This window comes from Devosia sp. MC521, assembly GCF_014127105.1.
Taxonomy (GTDB): Bacteria; Pseudomonadota; Alphaproteobacteria; order Rhizobiales; family Devosiaceae; genus Devosia.
In genome coordinates, this window is sequence record NZ_CP059902.1 from 1,166,893 (window position 1) to 1,183,010 (window position 16,118).

17 protein-coding genes are annotated in these 16,118 nt (G+C 57.2%); 6 read left to right on the forward strand and 11 right to left on the reverse strand.

Translation table 11 applies throughout. The annotated features are described in order from the left end of the window. The first annotated feature begins 6 nt into the window (after window positions 1-6). From H4N61_RS05545 to H4N61_RS05570, 6 genes are all read left to right on the forward strand, one after another. A complete protein-coding gene (locus H4N61_RS05545; RefSeq protein ID WP_182395346.1) occupies window positions 7-789 on the forward strand; it encodes an SDR family oxidoreductase in 783 nt (260 codons plus the stop codon). Beyond that, entirely contained in the window at window positions 789-1,190 is a 402-nt protein-coding gene (locus H4N61_RS05550) for a nuclear transport factor 2 family protein (RefSeq protein WP_169196290.1), read from the forward strand. Before H4N61_RS05545 ends, H4N61_RS05550 begins: the two co-directional genes overlap by 1 nt. A gap of 37 nt (window positions 1,191-1,227) precedes the next feature. After that, window positions 1,228-2,085 carry a fumarylacetoacetate hydrolase family protein gene (locus tag H4N61_RS05555; protein WP_182395348.1) on the forward strand — a complete coding sequence of 286 codons (858 nt, stop codon included), beginning with the start codon at window positions 1,228-1,230 and terminating at the stop codon, window positions 2,083-2,085. Between the two features lie 134 nt (window positions 2,086-2,219). Next, window positions 2,220-3,239: a hypothetical protein gene (locus H4N61_RS05560; protein ID WP_169196292.1), complete on the forward strand. Its 1,020-nt coding sequence runs from the start codon at window positions 2,220-2,222 to the stop codon at window positions 3,237-3,239. 140 nt (window positions 3,240-3,379) lie between these two features. Next, on the forward strand, window positions 3,380-3,889 hold the full coding sequence (locus H4N61_RS05565) for a TRAP transporter small permease subunit (protein WP_169196293.1): 510 nt from the start codon (window positions 3,380-3,382) through the stop codon (window positions 3,887-3,889). A 1-nt stretch (window position 3,890) separates the two neighbouring features. Further along, a complete protein-coding gene (locus tag H4N61_RS05570) occupies window positions 3,891-5,207 on the forward strand; it encodes a TRAP transporter large permease (protein ID WP_169196294.1) in 1,317 nt (438 codons plus the stop codon). Between the two features lie 73 nt (window positions 5,208-5,280). Here H4N61_RS05570 and H4N61_RS05575 read toward each other — a convergent pair whose 3' ends face one another. The 11 genes from H4N61_RS05575 to H4N61_RS05625 all read right to left on the reverse strand — a co-directional run bounded on the left by H4N61_RS05575 (window position 5,281) and on the right by H4N61_RS05625 (window position 15,978). Further along, the gene (locus H4N61_RS05575; protein ID WP_169196295.1) at window positions 5,281-6,111 is read right to left on the reverse strand and encodes an IclR family transcriptional regulator; all 831 of its coding nucleotides are present in this window, start codon (window positions 6,109-6,111) and stop codon (window positions 5,281-5,283) included. 290 nt (window positions 6,112-6,401) lie between these two features. Next, on the reverse strand, window positions 6,402-7,739 hold the full coding sequence (gene argG, locus H4N61_RS05580) for an argininosuccinate synthase (RefSeq protein ID WP_169196296.1): 1,338 nt from the start codon (window positions 7,737-7,739) through the stop codon (window positions 6,402-6,404). 182 nt (window positions 7,740-7,921) lie between these two features. Continuing rightward, the gene (locus H4N61_RS05585; protein ID WP_169196297.1) at window positions 7,922-8,668 is read right to left on the reverse strand and encodes an SDR family NAD(P)-dependent oxidoreductase; all 747 of its coding nucleotides are present in this window, start codon (window positions 8,666-8,668) and stop codon (window positions 7,922-7,924) included. Window positions 8,669-8,717: 49 nt separating this feature from the next. Beyond that, window positions 8,718-9,761, reverse strand: coding sequence for a Gfo/Idh/MocA family oxidoreductase (locus tag H4N61_RS05590; protein WP_169196298.1), 1,044 nt, complete (start codon window positions 9,759-9,761; stop codon window positions 8,718-8,720). Between the two features lie 11 nt (window positions 9,762-9,772). After that, on the reverse strand, window positions 9,773-10,774 hold the full coding sequence (locus H4N61_RS05595; RefSeq protein WP_169196299.1) for a Gfo/Idh/MocA family oxidoreductase: 1,002 nt from the start codon (window positions 10,772-10,774) through the stop codon (window positions 9,773-9,775). A gap of 13 nt (window positions 10,775-10,787) precedes the next feature. Then, window positions 10,788-11,564, reverse strand: coding sequence for an SDR family oxidoreductase (locus tag H4N61_RS05600; RefSeq protein ID WP_169196300.1), 777 nt, complete (start codon window positions 11,562-11,564; stop codon window positions 10,788-10,790). Further along, complete coding sequence (locus H4N61_RS05605; protein WP_182395350.1) at window positions 11,564-12,742, reverse strand: hypothetical protein; 1,179 nt, start codon at window positions 12,740-12,742, stop codon at window positions 11,564-11,566. Before H4N61_RS05605 ends, H4N61_RS05600 begins: the two co-directional genes overlap by 1 nt. Further along, window positions 12,739-13,077 (reverse strand): hypothetical protein, encoded by a 339-nt coding sequence (locus H4N61_RS05610; RefSeq protein ID WP_169196302.1) that lies wholly within the window; start codon window positions 13,075-13,077, stop codon window positions 12,739-12,741. Before H4N61_RS05610 ends, H4N61_RS05605 begins: the two co-directional genes overlap by 4 nt. A gap of 55 nt (window positions 13,078-13,132) precedes the next feature. Then, on the reverse strand, window positions 13,133-14,170 hold the full coding sequence (locus H4N61_RS05615; protein ID WP_248306567.1) for an ABC transporter substrate-binding protein: 1,038 nt from the start codon (window positions 14,168-14,170) through the stop codon (window positions 13,133-13,135). 143 nt (window positions 14,171-14,313) lie between these two features. Next, a complete protein-coding gene (locus H4N61_RS05620; RefSeq protein WP_169196304.1) occupies window positions 14,314-15,162 on the reverse strand; it encodes an ABC transporter permease in 849 nt (282 codons plus the stop codon). Window positions 15,163-15,180: 18 nt separating this feature from the next. Continuing rightward, window positions 15,181-15,978 (reverse strand): ABC transporter ATP-binding protein, encoded by a 798-nt coding sequence (locus H4N61_RS05625; protein ID WP_248306568.1) that lies wholly within the window; start codon window positions 15,976-15,978, stop codon window positions 15,181-15,183. Between the last annotated feature and the right edge of the window lie 140 nt (window positions 15,979-16,118).

Below are 16,118 nucleotides of genomic sequence, written 5' to 3' on the forward strand. Positions count from 1 at the left end.
AGCACAATGGATCTTGGTATTGCTGGGCGTAAGGCCCTGGTTTGTGCGTCTTCGCAGGGGTTAGGCTTTGCCTGCGCCACCTCGCTCGCGCGTGAAGGTGTGGCCGTTACTCTCAATGGTCGCAACGCCGAAAAACTTGCCGCCGCAGCTGAAAAGCTCCGCGCCGAAGTGCCGGGTGCTGTGGTTGATTTTATCACCGCCGACCTCACCACCACTGAAGGCCGGGCCGCGATCCTATCTGCCCTGCCGCAGGTCGATATTCTGGTCAATAACAACGCTGGCCCCGCGCCTGGCGCTTTGGCCGATTGGTCCGAAGAGGCCATCCTCGGCGCCATCAACGCCAACATGCTCCCCGCTGTGCAACTCATCCGCGCCTATGTGCCGGGCATGCGCGAGCGCAAGTTTGGCCGCATCATCAACATCACCTCCGCCATGGTGAAGTCGCCCCACTACATGATGGGCCTCTCCACCTCAGCCCGCGCAGGCCTCACCGCCATTTCCAAAGCCATCAGCCGTGAAGTTGTGGTCGACAACGTCACCATCAACAACATCCTGCCCGAGCGTATCGATACGCCGCGTCAGGAGTTCATGGCCGAAAAGCTCTCCAAGATGCATGGCATCACCAGGGAAGAAGCGCGCGCCCGCTCGGTCTCCGAAATCGCTGCCAAGCGCTTTGGTCGCCCCGAAGAGTTTGGCGATGCCTGCGCCTATCTCTGCAGCGCTCAGGCCAGCTTTATTTCTGGTCAGAACCTGCAGCTCGACGGCGGCTCTTACGACGGGTTGATCTAATGAACACGCTCGAAAAAGACCTGGCCGACGTCCTCGAAACCGAAGAAGCGCGCCAGCACGCGCTCGTGAAAAACGATCAAGGCGCGCTCGAATGGCTCCTCGCTGACGATCTCGTTCATGTCCATTCCTCGGGTCAGGTCCACACCAAGCCCGAGTTCATGGCTCACCTTAATCGCATGGGCGGCTTCCGCTCCATTGAGCGCGGGCCCCTCGACATTCGCGTCGAAGGCGACATCGCCATCGTCACCGGCTCGACCATCAATGGCGTCACCAAGCCCGACACCAGAGAACCGGTCACGCTCGAAGGCTTTGCGACCCAAATTCTGCGCCGCGGGCCGAAGGGCTGGCAGATCGTGCTTTCACAACTCACGCCATTTCGCGCCGGACCGCAGGGCAAATAGCCCCGCTCCCCGCACAGCTCATTAGCAAGGAATAAACATGAAACTCGCTCGCTTCTCACAAGGGTCGGTCGACGGGGTCCGCATCGGTCGGGTCGAAGGTGATACCATCATCGACCTCTCGGCACTTCTGGGTGTGAATGCCTCGATGCGCCACGTGATTGCCAATCTGGAGGCCCTTAAAGGCCAGCTAGATGCCATCAAAACGCCCATCCTCAAACTCTCTGATGTGACGCTTGAAGCGCCCATCAACGATCCACAAAAATACCTCGCTATCGGCATGAATTATAAGGAACATGCCGAGGAAGCCCGCGCTGCGGGGATCACCATTCCCACCAGCCAGATGTGGTTCAACAAGCAGGTCTCCTGCATCAACGGTCCCTTCGCCCCGGTGGTGAAGTGGAACGCCGTCGAGAAATGCGATTACGAAATCGAACTCGCAGTCGTAATTGGCAAGAAATGTCATCAGGTTAAGCGCGAAGACGCACGTTCCGTCGTCGCTGGTTACATGGTCTCCAACGACGTTTCCGCCCGCGATTGGCTGCCGAAATCCCCGACCTTCACCCTCGGCAAATCCTGGGACACCCATGGCCCAATCGGCCCGTGGGTCACCACCGATGATGAAATCGAAGATCCGCTCAACCTTGAGATGAAACTCTGGATTAACAACGAGTTACGCCAGAACCATCGCACCAACGACATGATCTACAACATCTGGGATCAGATCGCTTATCTCACCCAAGTCATGACCCTTGAGCCGGGCGACATCATCGCCACCGGCACGCCGTCCGGCATTGGCGCTCCAAAGGGAATTTTCCTTCAACCAGGCGATGTTATGCGCCTTGAGATTGAAGGACTTGGCACGATCGAAAACCCTGTCGTCGCCGAAAAGGCCTAAGCGAGAAAACACCAATTCCGCATTGTGAAATTTTGGTCGCGCGCCGATTGCGGTGGACGCGGCCAATTAACACTATTCAAATTGCCGGTCTGTGTTTTTTATAAATCTGACAGGCACTAACGGGAGGAAGTACCATGTTATACATTCGCAAGATCGCTCTTGCATCCATCTTCAGTCTGACCCCAGCCGTGGCTTTTGGTCAGGCGATCGAGCTGATTTACAACAACACGCTGCCGCCGTTCAATGAGACCTATCAGGTCGGCATTCGCGATTTTGCAGCAGCCATCAACGAAGCCTCCGGCGGCGAAATCAAGGTCACCATCCCAGATGCGCAGCTTGCGCCAGTGGACCGCCAGTACGAAGCCGTCCGTGATGGTATCGTTGATATGGCCCTGATCGACGTGAGCGCGGTCACCCAGCACGTTGTGCTCAACGGCATTGGTGAACTGCCAGGCTTTGCGCCGACCTCCGAAGCAGGCTCCGTAGCCCTTTGGGAAACCTACCAAAAGTTCTTCGAAGGCGTTGGTGAATGGGACGGCGTCAAGGTCCTCTCGACCCACGTTCTGCCGGGTCGCCAGATCCTGTCCGTTAGTGAATTTGTTCCAGATACCCCAGAGGGCATGCGCGGCGCTCGCACTTGGGCCACATCGGCAACCTTGGCCGTGATCGCCCAGGCCTTTGGCGGCGTGCCAATGGATACAGCCTACCCAGAACTGCAGGAAAACGTCGAACGCGGTAACTTGGACGTGCTGTTTATCACGCCAGGCTCTGCTGATGGCGCCGGCGTCCGTCCAAGCGTAACCCATCTCACCAAGATCCCTGGCGGTATCGGTACCGGCTCCTTCGCGGTCATCATCGCCGAAGAGCGTTGGAACGAGATGACCCCGGCGCAGCAGGAAATCATTTTGGCTACCGCCGAAGGCCTGCCACGTCGTCTTGGTCAGGCCAATGACGTCGAAGAAATCGAAACCGCTCCAGCCTATGCCAACGTCCCGACGACGGAAGTTGAAGGCGAGGCACTTGCTGCGTTCCACGAAGTTCTCGACCAGCAGGAATCGCTGTGGTTCCAGCGCGCTGAGGCTGCTGGCCTTGCTGACCCACAGGCGGCAATCGACTTCTACCAGAGCGTCCTAAAGCGTGAAGCAGGCGAATAAGCATCACGTACTCCACTCGGCTCCTCAGGCCTTAAACCTGAGGGGCTGCCCCCCGGCACAAGCCCCAAGCGTTGTGTCCATTCCAGACCATTTCACGTTGCAAACGCGCGAAAGGGCCTGGTCTCTAAGGAAATACCGTTATGATTGACAAGATCAATCACTGGCTGATCATCCTGCTGAAAGTGGTGTCAGGCAGTGCCATCGTTTTCATGGCTCTGATCGCCTTCGTTGACGCTGGTGGACGCCAATTGCACATGCCCATTCTGGGCGCCTACGAGTTCGTCAAGCTCGCCCTAATGCTCTTCTTCTTCGCGTCGATCGGGCTCGTTGTTCGCGACGACTCCCAGATCCGTGTTGGTCTGATGGCCGAGCTGTACAAGCCGCTGGCAGCTAAGATCGAAGGGCGCATCACCCTTGTCGTCGAGGTGATCGCAATGGCGGGTCTGTCATGGATGATTTTTGACCAAGCCAGCCGTTTGAACCGCTTCGGCACGGTTTCGTCCTTCTTCCACTTCCCCATGGGGCCTTGGGTTTTCCTCGGCGCTGTCATGACACTGGTTGGGGTGTGGTTTGCAATATTGAATTTGGGTCGTTGGCGCACGATCGGTGAAGCACCGGTCAGGCACCTGCAGCCCGGTGAGGAGATTTGACGTGGGGGATTCCCTGATTATCGAAATTCTCGTGATCGGCAGCCTGCTTGGGCTCATGGTGTTCACGCGAATTCCGCTCGGCTTTATTATGATGTTCTGCGGTGCAGCGGGTATCGCTGCCATGCACCCACGCGGTGTGGGCGCTGGCCTTGCCGTCGCCGAACAGCAGATCATGGATTTGGCCCTCAACTATAACTTCTCGGTTCTGCCGCTGTTCATTCTTATGGGCATTTTCGTGGTCAAGGCAGGGCTCGCCGACGAAATGTTCGACGCAGCAAGAGCTTGGCTTGGTCACTATCGTGGTGGCTTGGGCATGGCCACGATTGTTGCTTGTGGTGGCTTCTCGGCCATCTCGACATCGTCAACTGCCGGTGCCGCAACCATGGGGCATATCTCGATCCCGGCGATGATCAAGGCCAAGTACAACACTGGCCTTGCGGCAGGTGCTGTTGCTGCGGGCGGTACGCTGCTCATCCCGCCATCGGGTGCACTAATCGTTTATGGCCTCGTGACCGAAGAAAGCATCACCAAGCTTTACATCGCGTCGCTGATCCCGGGCTTGCTGCAGCTTGCCTTCTATCTCGTCGTTATGCTGCTGTTCGCCTATATCGTGCCATCTTGGGCTCCAGCCGACACCCGCGTGAGCTGGAAGGAAAGAATGCGCGCTCTCAGCAAGGTTTGGGGTATCGCGGCTCTGTTCCTGCTCATCATGGGCGGTCTGATGGCAGGCTGGTTCTCGCCAACCGAGGCCGGTGGCATTGGTGCCGGTGGCGCACTGATCTTCGCCTTGGCGCGCCGGAAGCTCAACTGGGCCAGCTTTGTCGATGCTCTAGCGGATACCGCTAAAATCTCGACCATGATCTTCCTCGTGGCTGCCGGTGCTATGGTGTTGAACCAGTTCATCAATATCTCCGGAATCTCCGGCGATACGGTGAATTTCATCCAGTCGCTCAATCTTGAGCCTTGGCAAGTTATCCTCGGTCTCGTGGTCTTCTATATAGTGCTGGGCACGCTTATGGACGGCTACGCGATGATCCTGCTGACCGTGCCAGTCATTGTGCCGGTGGTTCAGGAACTGGGCTTCGACCTTATCTGGTGGGGTGTGATCACCGTCATCTTGGTTGAGCTGAGCTTGATCTCGCCACCGGTTGGGCTGAACGTCTTCGTGCTGCGTTCCGTCTTGCCAAATGTGCCTCTGAGCGCATTGTGGCGCGGCATGTATGCCTTTATCGCGGCTGACACGGTCCGTGTCCTTATCCTGATCGCGTTCCCAGCTCTTGTGCTGTGGTTGCCATCGTTCACGGGTGGTCACGGGTAGCGCTACCAAAACAGCGAAGCGCACTTAAGGATGCGGCCATCTTGGTGGTCGCATCCTTCGTCTTTTCAATGACTTAGCTCCTATCGCGAGCTTGCATGGCCGCATTCCGCCAGATCGCCTCAGAGGCCTCACGAGACCCGGCATTCAGCGCGTCAATAATGTGAGGAAGGCGGCCATCGTCGAGGCGCGACCGCGTCCCGATCACGCTAATCGCGGCGATGGCATTGCCCGCCATATCTCTTACGGGCGCTGTGATCGCGCGCGTATCGCGGACGGTCAGCCCTTCGCTCACCAAATGGCCTCGCTCCCGCACCGAAGCGATTTGATGGCGGAGCCCATTTTGCTCGTCCGCGTCCGCGGCCGCGATAATGGGTTCAACCAGACGGTCCGGCATATAAGCGAGCATTGTTAGGCCCGCGGGGGTGGCTTGTAAGGGCATTCTCGCCCCCACAGCGGCAGACGTAACACGGATTGGCAGCTTGCCATTCCGACGCTCGACACAAACGGAATAGATGCCACTGCGCACACTCATGATGACGGTATCGCCGACCCCATTGGCGATGGTGCTTAGTGCTGGCGCGACAAGCGAGAGAAGCGGGAAGCGTTGCGCGGCACGTAGCCCGAGCCACACCATCTCGACACCAATCACATAGCGCCGAGAATCTGCGCTGCGCTCCACCAGCCCTTGCTCTTCTAAGGCGCGCAAAATGCGATAGGCCGTCGGGTGCGACAGGCCAGTAGCCTCAGCAATATCGATCAGTTTCATACCGTTACGCGGTCCTGCCGATAGGACTCGGACGATATGCAGCGCGCGGTGTATAGCTTGCGCTCCGCCAGAACTTGTATCTGATTTCAGTTGGGCCAATGGCAGCTTCTGCTCGCCATCTTCAGTATGTTCGCTCATGCGTCTCGTTCCTCCCGCGCCGCGGCCTGGCCACAGCGCGATCCCTAAGGCATCGTATCAGCAGCGCTCGGCTCTGCCATACATGCTTTCAGGAATTCTGCTCATTCCCCATACCTATTTCCAGCCAACTCAATGGGCTCACGCGACCGACCTTGTCAGTCTCCGTCGTGATGAAGTCTTCAATGTGAAGGGGAAGGGGGCGCTCGACGCACTCTTTGGCGGAGCCGAATGGTGACGGTGCCCAGTGTGTTGCCGGGCACCGTTAAAGTCATTTAGTCAGAGACGAGGTCTCAGTCGTTGTCGTTCTCGAGGCGGAACATCTTGTCGCCTTCGCGCGACGACAGCAGGCCAGTCTTAGAGTAGAGGTCCAGCTTGGCGCGGGTGTCGACGATGTCGAGATTGCGCATGGTCAACTGACCGATACGGTCCGCAGGTGAGAACGGCGCGTCTTCGACCTTTTCCATGCTCAGGCGTTCTGGAGCATAGGTCAGGTTCGGGCTCTCGGTGTTGAGGATCGAATAGTCGTTGCCACGACGCAGTTCGAGCGTCACTTCACCAGTAATCGCCTGTGCAACCCAGCGCTGAGCGGTTTCGCGCAGCATGAGGGCCTGCGAGTCAAACCAACGGCCCTGATAGAGCAGGCGACCGAGACGCAGCCCATTGATGCGATACTGCTCAATGGTGTCTTCGTTGTGAATACCGGTGACGAGGCGTTCGTAAGCAATGTGCAGCAGCGCCATGCCTGGTGCTTCGTAGATGCCGCGGCTCTTGGCTTCGATGATGCGGTTTTCGATCTGGTCGCTCATGCCGAGGCCGTGACGGCCACCGATGGCATTGGCTTCGTAGAAGAGGGCGACTGGATCGGTAAAGGTCTGACCATTAAGCGCAACAGGCTGGCCTTCAACGAAGCGGACCACAACCTTCTCGGCCTTGACGGGCTCTTCGTCCTTCCAGAACGGCACGCCCATGATCGGGCTAACGATCTTGATGCCGCTATCGAGGCTTTCGAGATCCTTGGCTTCGTGGGTGGCGCCCAGCAGATTGCTGTCGGTCGAATAGGCCTTCTCGGCGCTCATCTTGTAAGCAAAGCCGCTGGATGTCATGAACGCCGACATTTCAGCGCGACCGCCGAGCTCGTCGATGAATTGCTGATCCAGCCAAGGCTTGTAGATGCGCAGGTTCGGGTTGGTCAGCAGGCCATAGCGATAGAAACGCTCAATGTCGTTGCCCTTGAAGGTCGAGCCGTCGCCCCAGATGTTGACGCCATCTTCCTTCATCGCCGACACCAGCATGGTGCCGGTTACGGCGCGGCCAAGCGGGGTGGTGTTGAAATAGGTAACGCCGCCGGTCGAAACGTGGAACGCGTTAGCCTGAATGGCCGCGATGCCTTCGTGAACGAGCTGGGTACGGCAATCAACGAGGCGTGCTTCCTCGGCGCCAAATTCCATGGCCTTGCGCGGAATCTCGTCATAGTCGGCTTCGTCTGGCTGGCCGAGGTTCGCTGTATAGGCGTAAACCTTCGCGCCCTTTTGCTTCATCCAAAGCAGGGCAGCGCTGGTGTCCAGACCACCGGAGAAAGCGATACCAACTTTCTCACCCTTGGGCAGGTTTTTAAGAATTGTACTCACGGGTGGATTCCAGTCGGCTTGATTGAAATGATGTTCGCCGCGAATACCAAATCTCGCGCCACCCGCCAAGGGTGCGTATGGCCGCGTTGCATGATCAATACGTGTGATGGCCGCTGACGGGATGCCGTGGCTGAGGTGATCAGTCCACGGCAAATGGTACAAGCGCGTTTAGGACGCGACTTCTAATAGGTGCAGCGACCACCGGAGAGGTCGAACACCGACGCCGTCGTAAAGCTATTGTCCTTCGAAACGAGCCAAGCGACCATGGCGGCCGCTTCATCGACTTCAAGGAACCGCCCACGCGGAATACGCACCAGCATGTAGTTGATAAACTCCTCGGTCAGCGTTTCGAGGATGCGGGTTTTGGCTGTCGCAGGGGTAATGCAGTTCACTGCAATGTCGTACTTCGCCAGTTCCTTGCCGAGTGACTTGGTCAAGCCAATGACCCCTGCCTTGGCCGCAGAATAGGCGGACAGATTGGGGTTGCCTTCCTTTCCGGCGACGGAGGAAATGTTGACGATACGCCCGTAATTCCGCGCTTTCATCGAGGGTATGACGACCTTGTTGACGTAGAAGGTGCCATTGAGGTTGATCTCGACCACCCGCCGCCATTCATCGGGATCATAGTCCTCCAATGGTGCGTTGTTTCCGGCAATGCCTGCGGAATTGACGAGGATCGAAACGGGACCGACTTCGCTTTCGACTTCCGCATGAACCTTCATCAGGCCCGCAAGGTCAGTGATGTCGACGACCTTACTCGACGCGCCAGCGCCGAGCGCTGCGACTGCCTTGTCGAGAAGCGCCGCATCGCGGTCCCACAGGCTCACCTTAGCGCCAGAGGCCAGAATGCGTTGGGCCATGGCAAAGCCGAGCCCTTGCGCCCCGCCGGTGATCACGGCGACTTGGCCGTTAAGATCAATGTTGTTCAATTTTCTCTTCCCAAAACGAGGAGGCCCGGTTGACCCGGGCCTTTAGTGTTTAGAGGCGTACGACTTCGCCAGTATGGATTGACTCATCTGCAGCCAGAACGATGCGCAGGCTATTCACCCCGTCGTTCATATGCGCGCTCAAGTCCAAATCTTCGGTGATGGCCTTGAGCAGATAACGCTGCTCGCGTTCACACAGGTCATCGTGATCTGGTTCATCGGTCATGTCGATCCGCTCGTCTGGGCGGGTCATGTCGGCATAGTGGCGCAGGATTTGGTTGGTCTTAGTGTGGGCGTTGATGTCGTCCGATTTCACGCCCGACGCATTCTCTGCCATGACGATGGAGACCGAACCCTTTGGCCCGAACACGTCTTTCACAAAGAATGCAGTCTCGCTGACCATCGGGCCCCAGCCAGCTTCGTACCAGCCAACGGACCCATCATCGAACTGCACCTGCAGCATGCCGTAGTTTTGCTTGGCCACTTCGTCGGTCAGACGAGCGCCAATGGCGTGAACTTTCACCGGCTTGGCGTCGGTCATCTGACACATGACGTCAACATAGTGCACGCCGCAGTCAACGATGGGCGGGAAGCTGTCCATGAGCCGCTTGTGCCATGACCAGGTTTCGCCATTCGACTGTTGGTTGAGGTTCATGCGGAAAACCAGCGGCGTGCCCAATTCGCGCGCGATTTCAATGAACTTCGTCCAACTCGGGTGCTGGCGGAGAATATAACCGATGACGAGTTTCTTGCCGGTCTGTCGTGCGACCTCGACCACCTTTTCTGCGTCAGCCACGGTGAGCGCCATCGGCTTTTCGACAAAGACATGGGCACCGGCCTGCATGGCTTTGATGGCATAAGGAGCATGGGTGTCGGGCAGGGTGTTGATCGAAACAACATCTGGTTTGAGTTCCGCCAGCGCGGTCTCAAAATCATTGTAGCGTGCCGCACCTGACAGCGCGTCAGGGAGTGACAGGCTTTCAATATGTCGCGTGCAAACGCCAGCCACCTCAAAGCCATCAATACGCGTGTAGGCGAGAGCATGGCTCATGCCCATATTGCCTAATCCTACAACCAGAACACGCAAAGCGCTCATGGTTAGCCTCCTCAACGAATATGAATAATAGTTCCTGTTCGGGCGGACTCCTCGGCCGCCAGACAGGCTTGCAATGCACCGGCGGCGTCCTCTGGTCGACCAACATCAGGTTGTTCGCCAGCAAGCGCTTTCCGAGTGAAGTAGTCGAACTCGTCTCGCAGCGCTCCTCCTCGAACGCCGTCGAACATCGGCCAATAGGTCGTGTCCGGGCTGTGCAATTTGTTGTTATCGACTATCGCCAGATTGGGGAAGGTATCCTGAATATGGATGATGCCTTCCGTGCCGATAATCGACATGCGCTCGTCGATGTCGAAGGGAGTCTTTTCCGGCATGCACCACACGGTTTCCAGTGTTGCCGTCGCGCCGCCTGCAAAGCGGAACATCGTCTGGCCGATATCTGGGTGCTTGAGATTGCGCAGCGAGGTCGTTTGGGCATAGGCGGAGACGATCTTGTCGCCCGTCAGCCAAAGCATGATGTCTGTGTCATGGATCGCATCGCCAACGATGGGACCGATTTTCTGCAAGATTGTCGGCGTCCAGGAGGCCGGAATATTGCGGCGTGAGGAAAGGGCAATGATCTTACCAATGCGCCCCTCATCGATCGCTCGCTTGGCCATACGATAGCGTGGATTGAACCGAACCACGTGGCCAATGAACAAAATGCCCTTGGACGTTTTGGACGCTTCCGCGATTTTCTGTGCGTCTTCGACGTTTGAAGCGATCGGCTTTTCCAGGAAGACGTGCTTGCCAGCCTTGAGTGCCGCGATTGCAGGTTCGGTATGTTGGTCCCACATCGTGCAGATTGAGACCGCGTCGATGTCTGGGTCGGCGAGCATGTCGTTGTAGTCAGCGTAGAGCTTGCTAACGCCAAACTTTTTGCCCAGTTCAGCCAATCGATCCGGCGTGCGCGTGCAGAGCGCGTCGAGCTTTAGGTTGGGGATGCCCATGATCGTTTCGGCGTGGATCTCCCCAAACCAGCCCAGCCCAATGATGCCAATTCGTAATTGTGACATTGTTCTTCTCCCCTCAAAGATCCTCGAGCGTAAGCTCGCGGGTCATCACGATATTTCCTGAACTGAGGCCGCAATCGACCGGGATGACGGCACCTGAAACGGCGCTCGCTGCATCCGACGCCAAAAAGCCCACCACAGAAGCGACCTCTTCGGGTTCGACAATCCGTCCCAAGGGATACCAACGCTCTAGGGTCTTGAGGACATCAGGGTCCTTTTGCGCTCGTTCCCGCCACAGAGGCGTGCGAACTGTCCCTGGCATGACGCAGTTGGAGCGGATGCCGAACTTGCCCAACTCCTGCGCAAGCGTCCGGGTCATCGAGATCATGCCCGCCTTGGCGGCGGAATACGCCGGGTCGCCGAGAGCACTTTGGCCGTTGACCGAGGCAACGTTGATAATAACGCCGGACTTCTGCCGCTTCATCCGCTCTGCCGCGGCGTGGGCGCAAAAGAAAGCGCCGTTGAGATTTCCGTTGATCTCTTCGATCCAGCTCTCTGGGTTTGTGAGCCGTAAAACGTGATGATTGGAATAGCCCGCATTGTTGATCAGCACGTCGACCTGCGGGATTTCGCTGAAGGCCGTCTCCACAGCCTCTGCATCGCCAATGTCGAGCCGCAGAAAGCGGGCTTTCGCTCCGGCATCCTCGAGTGAACTCATGGCGCCGCCCGAGGTTATGGATTTGTCGATCCCCACAACCTCGGCACCTCGGGCCCCGAACCAGTGGGCAAGGCAAAGGCCTATCCCGCCAGCCGCTCCAGTGATCACGACAGTTTTGTTCGAAAACTCAGCCATCACGGAACCCGCGCCAAAGCTTCGCCGATCCACTCAAGGTTGCGGCGGCGCTGGTGGCCCCAATTGTAAAAGGCGATGTCGGTCACTCCACCGGCAACCAGAATATCGACGGCCGAAAGGAATTCCGCTTTGCTTTCAATGTCCGGATAGCTCGGGCGAAGAATGCCGCGGATCGTCGTGTTCGTTGGAACTCTATGTTTCAGGTCGAACAGGTCAGTGGCTATCCGAGCAGCATTGGGCTCGTAAAAGCACGCTTCGATAATGCCTGTCGTTTCGCCAATGGCCTTGAGATCGGTCCCTTCGTACCACGCCCCACCCGTGGGGCGAGCGACAGATGGGATGATGGCAACATCGACGTCCTGCCGAACCGCCTCGCGTATCTCCGCGATAAGGCTGGTGACCTGGCCGGCGCGAAAATCGAGATAGGTGCGAAGATCTTTATTGGTTGCGATTTCCGCCAACCAGAAGGCTCGGCCCATATCGTCGGGAATATCGACGTCGCTCTGCAAAAAGCTATCGATGCGGTTTGCGACATAGGCTTTTAAGCGGTGCGCATCAAAACCCTGTTTGGACGCAGCGCTCACGCAGTGATCGCAAAAGCACAGGCCCATCAGACCCTCAAACATAGGATCCTGACGCACGAAGCTCATCTCGTGGTGATAGCCATGGGCATAGGGCGTAAAGCCGGGCGCCTCGAGGGAGAGACCGGTAACAGAGTAGTTTTCTGTCACATCGACGCAAAGGCCAACGGCATAGGCTCGGGCCTCTGGGGCGCTTGGGCAGAGATTGTAGAAATAGCGGTCGCCGAAGGCGTTCCGGACCACTGCATTCGGGTGCTTCATGCCCAAGGTCGTATTGTGCAGCAGCACCATCCAGACGTTGATGTCCAGTCTGCCGTCGTCACAAAGCTCTTGAAGAATGTCTCGCTCGGCCAAAAGGGAGTTAGGCAGAGGCTTAATCTCACTATAGCAATCATCGTCGTGGCGGAAGTAAGCAGTTCCGTCTTCAGGGAAATAGACCTTTCCCGATTTGCCCTCTGGTCGCAGAAACTTCCCAGCGTGGTAGGTGCCTGCGATCGAGATCGTGTTGAGACCCATATTTTTGAACGCAGAGATGGACTCGGTGACACCGTGGTCCGCAAAATCCCAAGCATAGGTCAGAATGGCTTTGTAGCTCATTGTCCGAACCAGCCGTCCTTGAGGTAACGCATATATTCAAAGACCATTCCGTGCTTGAGCACGAAAGCGACTTGAAGAAAGTCCCCGACGACGAAAGGCGGGATCAGCACTTCGTCAGCCTCAGCGAGACGTTTCTCCATATCGTCGATCCGATAGGCAACATGAGGATTGTTTTTGACAATCTCTGGGGTTGGGCTATCCGGCTCGTAGCGCAGAAACTCGATATGTTCCGGGTGATTGCGCGGGTTTGTCACCCACAAGCGCGATTGCTCGACCCAGTCTTCTTTCGGCTGTTTTGTGGTTGTTGTGATGCCAACATGGTCAAATTCGAACACAGCGATGCCTCGTCGGTTTAGAAGGGGCGGGGAGTGACCCCGCCCTCAGGCTTGATCAGAGGGTGGCTTCAATCGCTGCGATGTCGACGGCTTTGTACTCGTCGCGCAGCTCAAAACCTTCGGCATCGGCTTTGACCTTGGCGTGGTCAAAGTCATTAGCGCCGTCGATCAACGCATTGGTCACGACATCACCGGCCTTCAATGGCTGCGATATCTGACCGATCTTGTGGATGGCGTCGAAATACGACTGCCAGCTGTCCTCGAGGTGGAGACCCCACTTGCCGCGCTTGTCCCAGTGAGCGTGCATCAAGCCACTCTGCTGCATAAGGGACTCGACGGCGGTTGCAGGATCCATCTGAGTTGCCAAACCAGGGAACTCATCCATTGCGATCTGGGTCGCTGCGGCAGGGTTCAACCAGCCAAACTCAAGGCCCATCGACCAGCCACGCAGATACTTCGTATAGGTCTCGACTAGCGCTGGGTCGTCGAGGTCTTTCGCGCGAATAACGAAGCTGTTGGCAGGGAAAACCGAAGCGTTCTTGCCGAGCAGATAGTCGAAGTCGAAGCCTTGTCCACGCCACTGGGCGCGCAAGCCTTCCCAAGTCAGAGCTGCGTCCGCCTGGCCTTGGGCGAGCGACTGTCCCCAACCGGCCACTTCCACATACTTGATCGTGGAGAGGTCGACACCGGCTGCCGCCAACATTGGGTCGGCGATAGACTGCCAGCCAGCAGAACCCAGAACGATGGTCATGCCTTCCATGCCCTTGAGGTCGGCAGGGGCCTTGCCCTTTTGGAACGCAAAGTCGAACACGTCGCCAGCCATGATGTGGAAGACGGACTTGAGCTTCATGCCCTGTTCTAGGCCCAGAGAAAGCACGCCGGGTGATGGGTAACCGAAATCGGACTGGTTCTGGTCAACCAACTTGATTGCCGCTGTTGCATCTGGCGGGCCAGCTTCAACGGACGTGTCGAGGTCGCCGAAGTAACCCATGCGCTTTGCCACCCAATAGGCGAAGTCGTCGACGACTTCCAAAGAGCCGCGTGGCGAAACCCAACGGACTGGACCGCTTTGCGCGAAGGCGCGAGTGTTCATTCCGATCGCCGACAAGGCAACGCCTGCGGCGGAGATTTGAAGCATTCGGCGACGGTTTAACGTAGTTGTAGTCAGCAGATTGGACATAGATTTCCTCCCATATGTCCGGTTGACGCCCGTGTTCGGTTGTCACGCTGGGCCCATCAGGACTCCCAGCTGGTCCATTTCTTCCCGATCTGGAAGAAGATGACGTAGATGCTGATGCCGATGGTCGCGAGAAGCACGATCACAGCGAAGAACTGCGGCATGCGGATCATCGACGAATAGTAGTTGAGACGGTTCCCGAGGCCTTCCGCGCCGCCGACCATTTCGGCGCCGACGGTTGTCAGGAGGCCAAAGATCGAGCCGATCATCAGGCCAACCATGATCATCGGCATGGCCATCGGAATGCGGATCTTCGTAAAGATTTGGAAGGTCGATGCACCGAAGGACTTTGCCAGTGCGATTTTCGCTAGGTCGACACGACGGAAACCCGTCGCCGAGTTAATCATCACCATGGGGCCAGATGCGAGCGCCACAGCGATAATGCGTGGTTCCCACCCAAAGCCGAACCGCAGCACCAAGAGTGGGACGAGCGCCAGCATGGGCGTTGTGACCAGAAGCAAGATGTAGGGCGTGATGATCTTTTCAGCGAACGGGAACTGAGTGATCACCGCCGCGAGAATGAACCCTATGGATGCCCCGATTGAAAACCCAATGAGCAGCTCGCAAATAGTGGTGACGAGATGTGGCCACAGGAATGGCCATTCCGTAATCAAAGCCGATCCGATCGCGCTCGGCGGTGGCAGAATGTAGAGCGGAACTTCAAACAGGCGTATCAGCAGTTCCGCGCCGCCAATGATGACAACAGCGACCAGCGCGATAATTGCAGTTTCGAATGCGGTGCGGTTTGAGTTGCCTAAGAGCGCGCCTGCGCCTCCGGCTAACCCTGCCTCAGTCTTCTGCCCCTTGTTCCCAAAGCTTGGGATTTTGTCGTGCAAGGCGTCACTCATTTCAATCTCCTTGCGCGCTCAGGTGGCCGGACGGTGGTCGATCATGCCCTTGATGGCTTCGACCCGTTCGAGAAATTCGGGGGTTGTCTGGAGCTTCACCGGGCGAGGGCGCGGCAAGTCGACATCAACAATATTGGAGATGCGCCCTGGGCGGGCGGACATGACAACGATCCGGTCCGCCAGGAAAACCGCTTCAGCGATGGAGTGGGTAATGAAAATGATCGTCTTGCCCGTCTCCATCCAAATCTCTTGAATGAGAAGGTTCATCTCGTCGCGCGTGAAGGCATCGAGTGCGCCGAATGGTTCGTCCATTAAGAGGACTGATGGGTCGACGGCCAAGCTGCGAACGATTGATGCACGCTGTTGCATGCCGCCGGAGAGTTCGCGCGGATATTTGTTCTCAAAACCTTCGAGGCCAACACGCTTGAGTAGCTTTTTAATCAGCTCCCGATTGGGGGGCTGCTTTTTGATCTCAAAGGGCAATTCGATATTGCTGCCCAAATTGCGCCAAGGCAGCAAATTGGCTTCTTGAAAGATCATAGCGATTTCAGGATGAGGCTTGGTAATAACGTCAGAGCCGAGGCGGATCTCGCCGCTGGTGAGGCCGTGCAAGCCGGCCATGGACCAGAGCAAGGTAGACTTGCCGCAGCCCGACGGTCCGAGCAGACACAGGAATTCCCCTTCTCGAACGTCTATCGAAACATTGTCCAGGGCATGTACGCCCCCTGACTTCGTTTGATAGATTTTCGTTGCCTGCGATATTCTCATTTTGGCTGGCATATGGGCGTCAGATATCGCCCCTGCTGCATTAGTCACGCAGCGTCCTCCCTCAGCAAGCTGTCGTGTAAAGCATGCTCGCCTCCTCTGGCAGAGCACACGTTCTCCTGACCTGACTGAAACAGAATTTCATGATCCAGCGTATTATACTTTAGTCGCATCATAGTGGCGATTTTCGG

Bases quoted from the DNA above. Each gene is read 5' to 3' on its own strand.
- H4N61_RS05545 (WP_182395346.1), top strand. From the start codon at position 7: ATGGATCTTGGTATTGCTGGGCGTAAGGCCCTGGTTTGTGCGTCTTCG.
- H4N61_RS05550 (WP_169196290.1), top strand. From the start codon at position 789: ATGAACACGCTCGAAAAAGACCTGGCCGACGTCCTCGAAACCGAAGAA.
- H4N61_RS05555 (WP_182395348.1), top strand. From the start codon at position 1,228: ATGAAACTCGCTCGCTTCTCACAAGGGTCGGTCGACGGGGTCCGCATC.
- H4N61_RS05560 (WP_169196292.1), top strand. From the start codon at position 2,220: ATGTTATACATTCGCAAGATCGCTCTTGCATCCATCTTCAGTCTGACC.
- H4N61_RS05565 (WP_169196293.1), top strand. From the start codon at position 3,380: ATGATTGACAAGATCAATCACTGGCTGATCATCCTGCTGAAAGTGGTG.
- H4N61_RS05575 (WP_169196295.1), bottom strand. From the start codon at position 6,111: ATGAGCGAACATACTGAAGATGGCGAGCAGAAGCTGCCATTGGCCCAA.
- H4N61_RS05590 (WP_169196298.1), bottom strand. From the start codon at position 9,761: ATGAGCGCTTTGCGTGTTCTGGTTGTAGGATTAGGCAATATGGGCATG.
- H4N61_RS05595 (WP_169196299.1), bottom strand. From the start codon at position 10,774: ATGTCACAATTACGAATTGGCATCATTGGGCTGGGCTGGTTTGGGGAG.
- H4N61_RS05600 (WP_169196300.1), bottom strand. From the start codon at position 11,564: ATGGCTGAGTTTTCGAACAAAACTGTCGTGATCACTGGAGCGGCTGGC.
- H4N61_RS05605 (WP_182395350.1), bottom strand. From the start codon at position 12,742: ATGAGCTACAAAGCCATTCTGACCTATGCTTGGGATTTTGCGGACCAC.
- H4N61_RS05615 (WP_248306567.1), bottom strand. From the start codon at position 14,170: ATGAACACTCGCGCCTTCGCGCAAAGCGGTCCAGTCCGTTGGGTTTCG.
- H4N61_RS05620 (WP_169196304.1), bottom strand. From the start codon at position 15,162: ATGAGTGACGCCTTGCACGACAAAATCCCAAGCTTTGGGAACAAGGGG.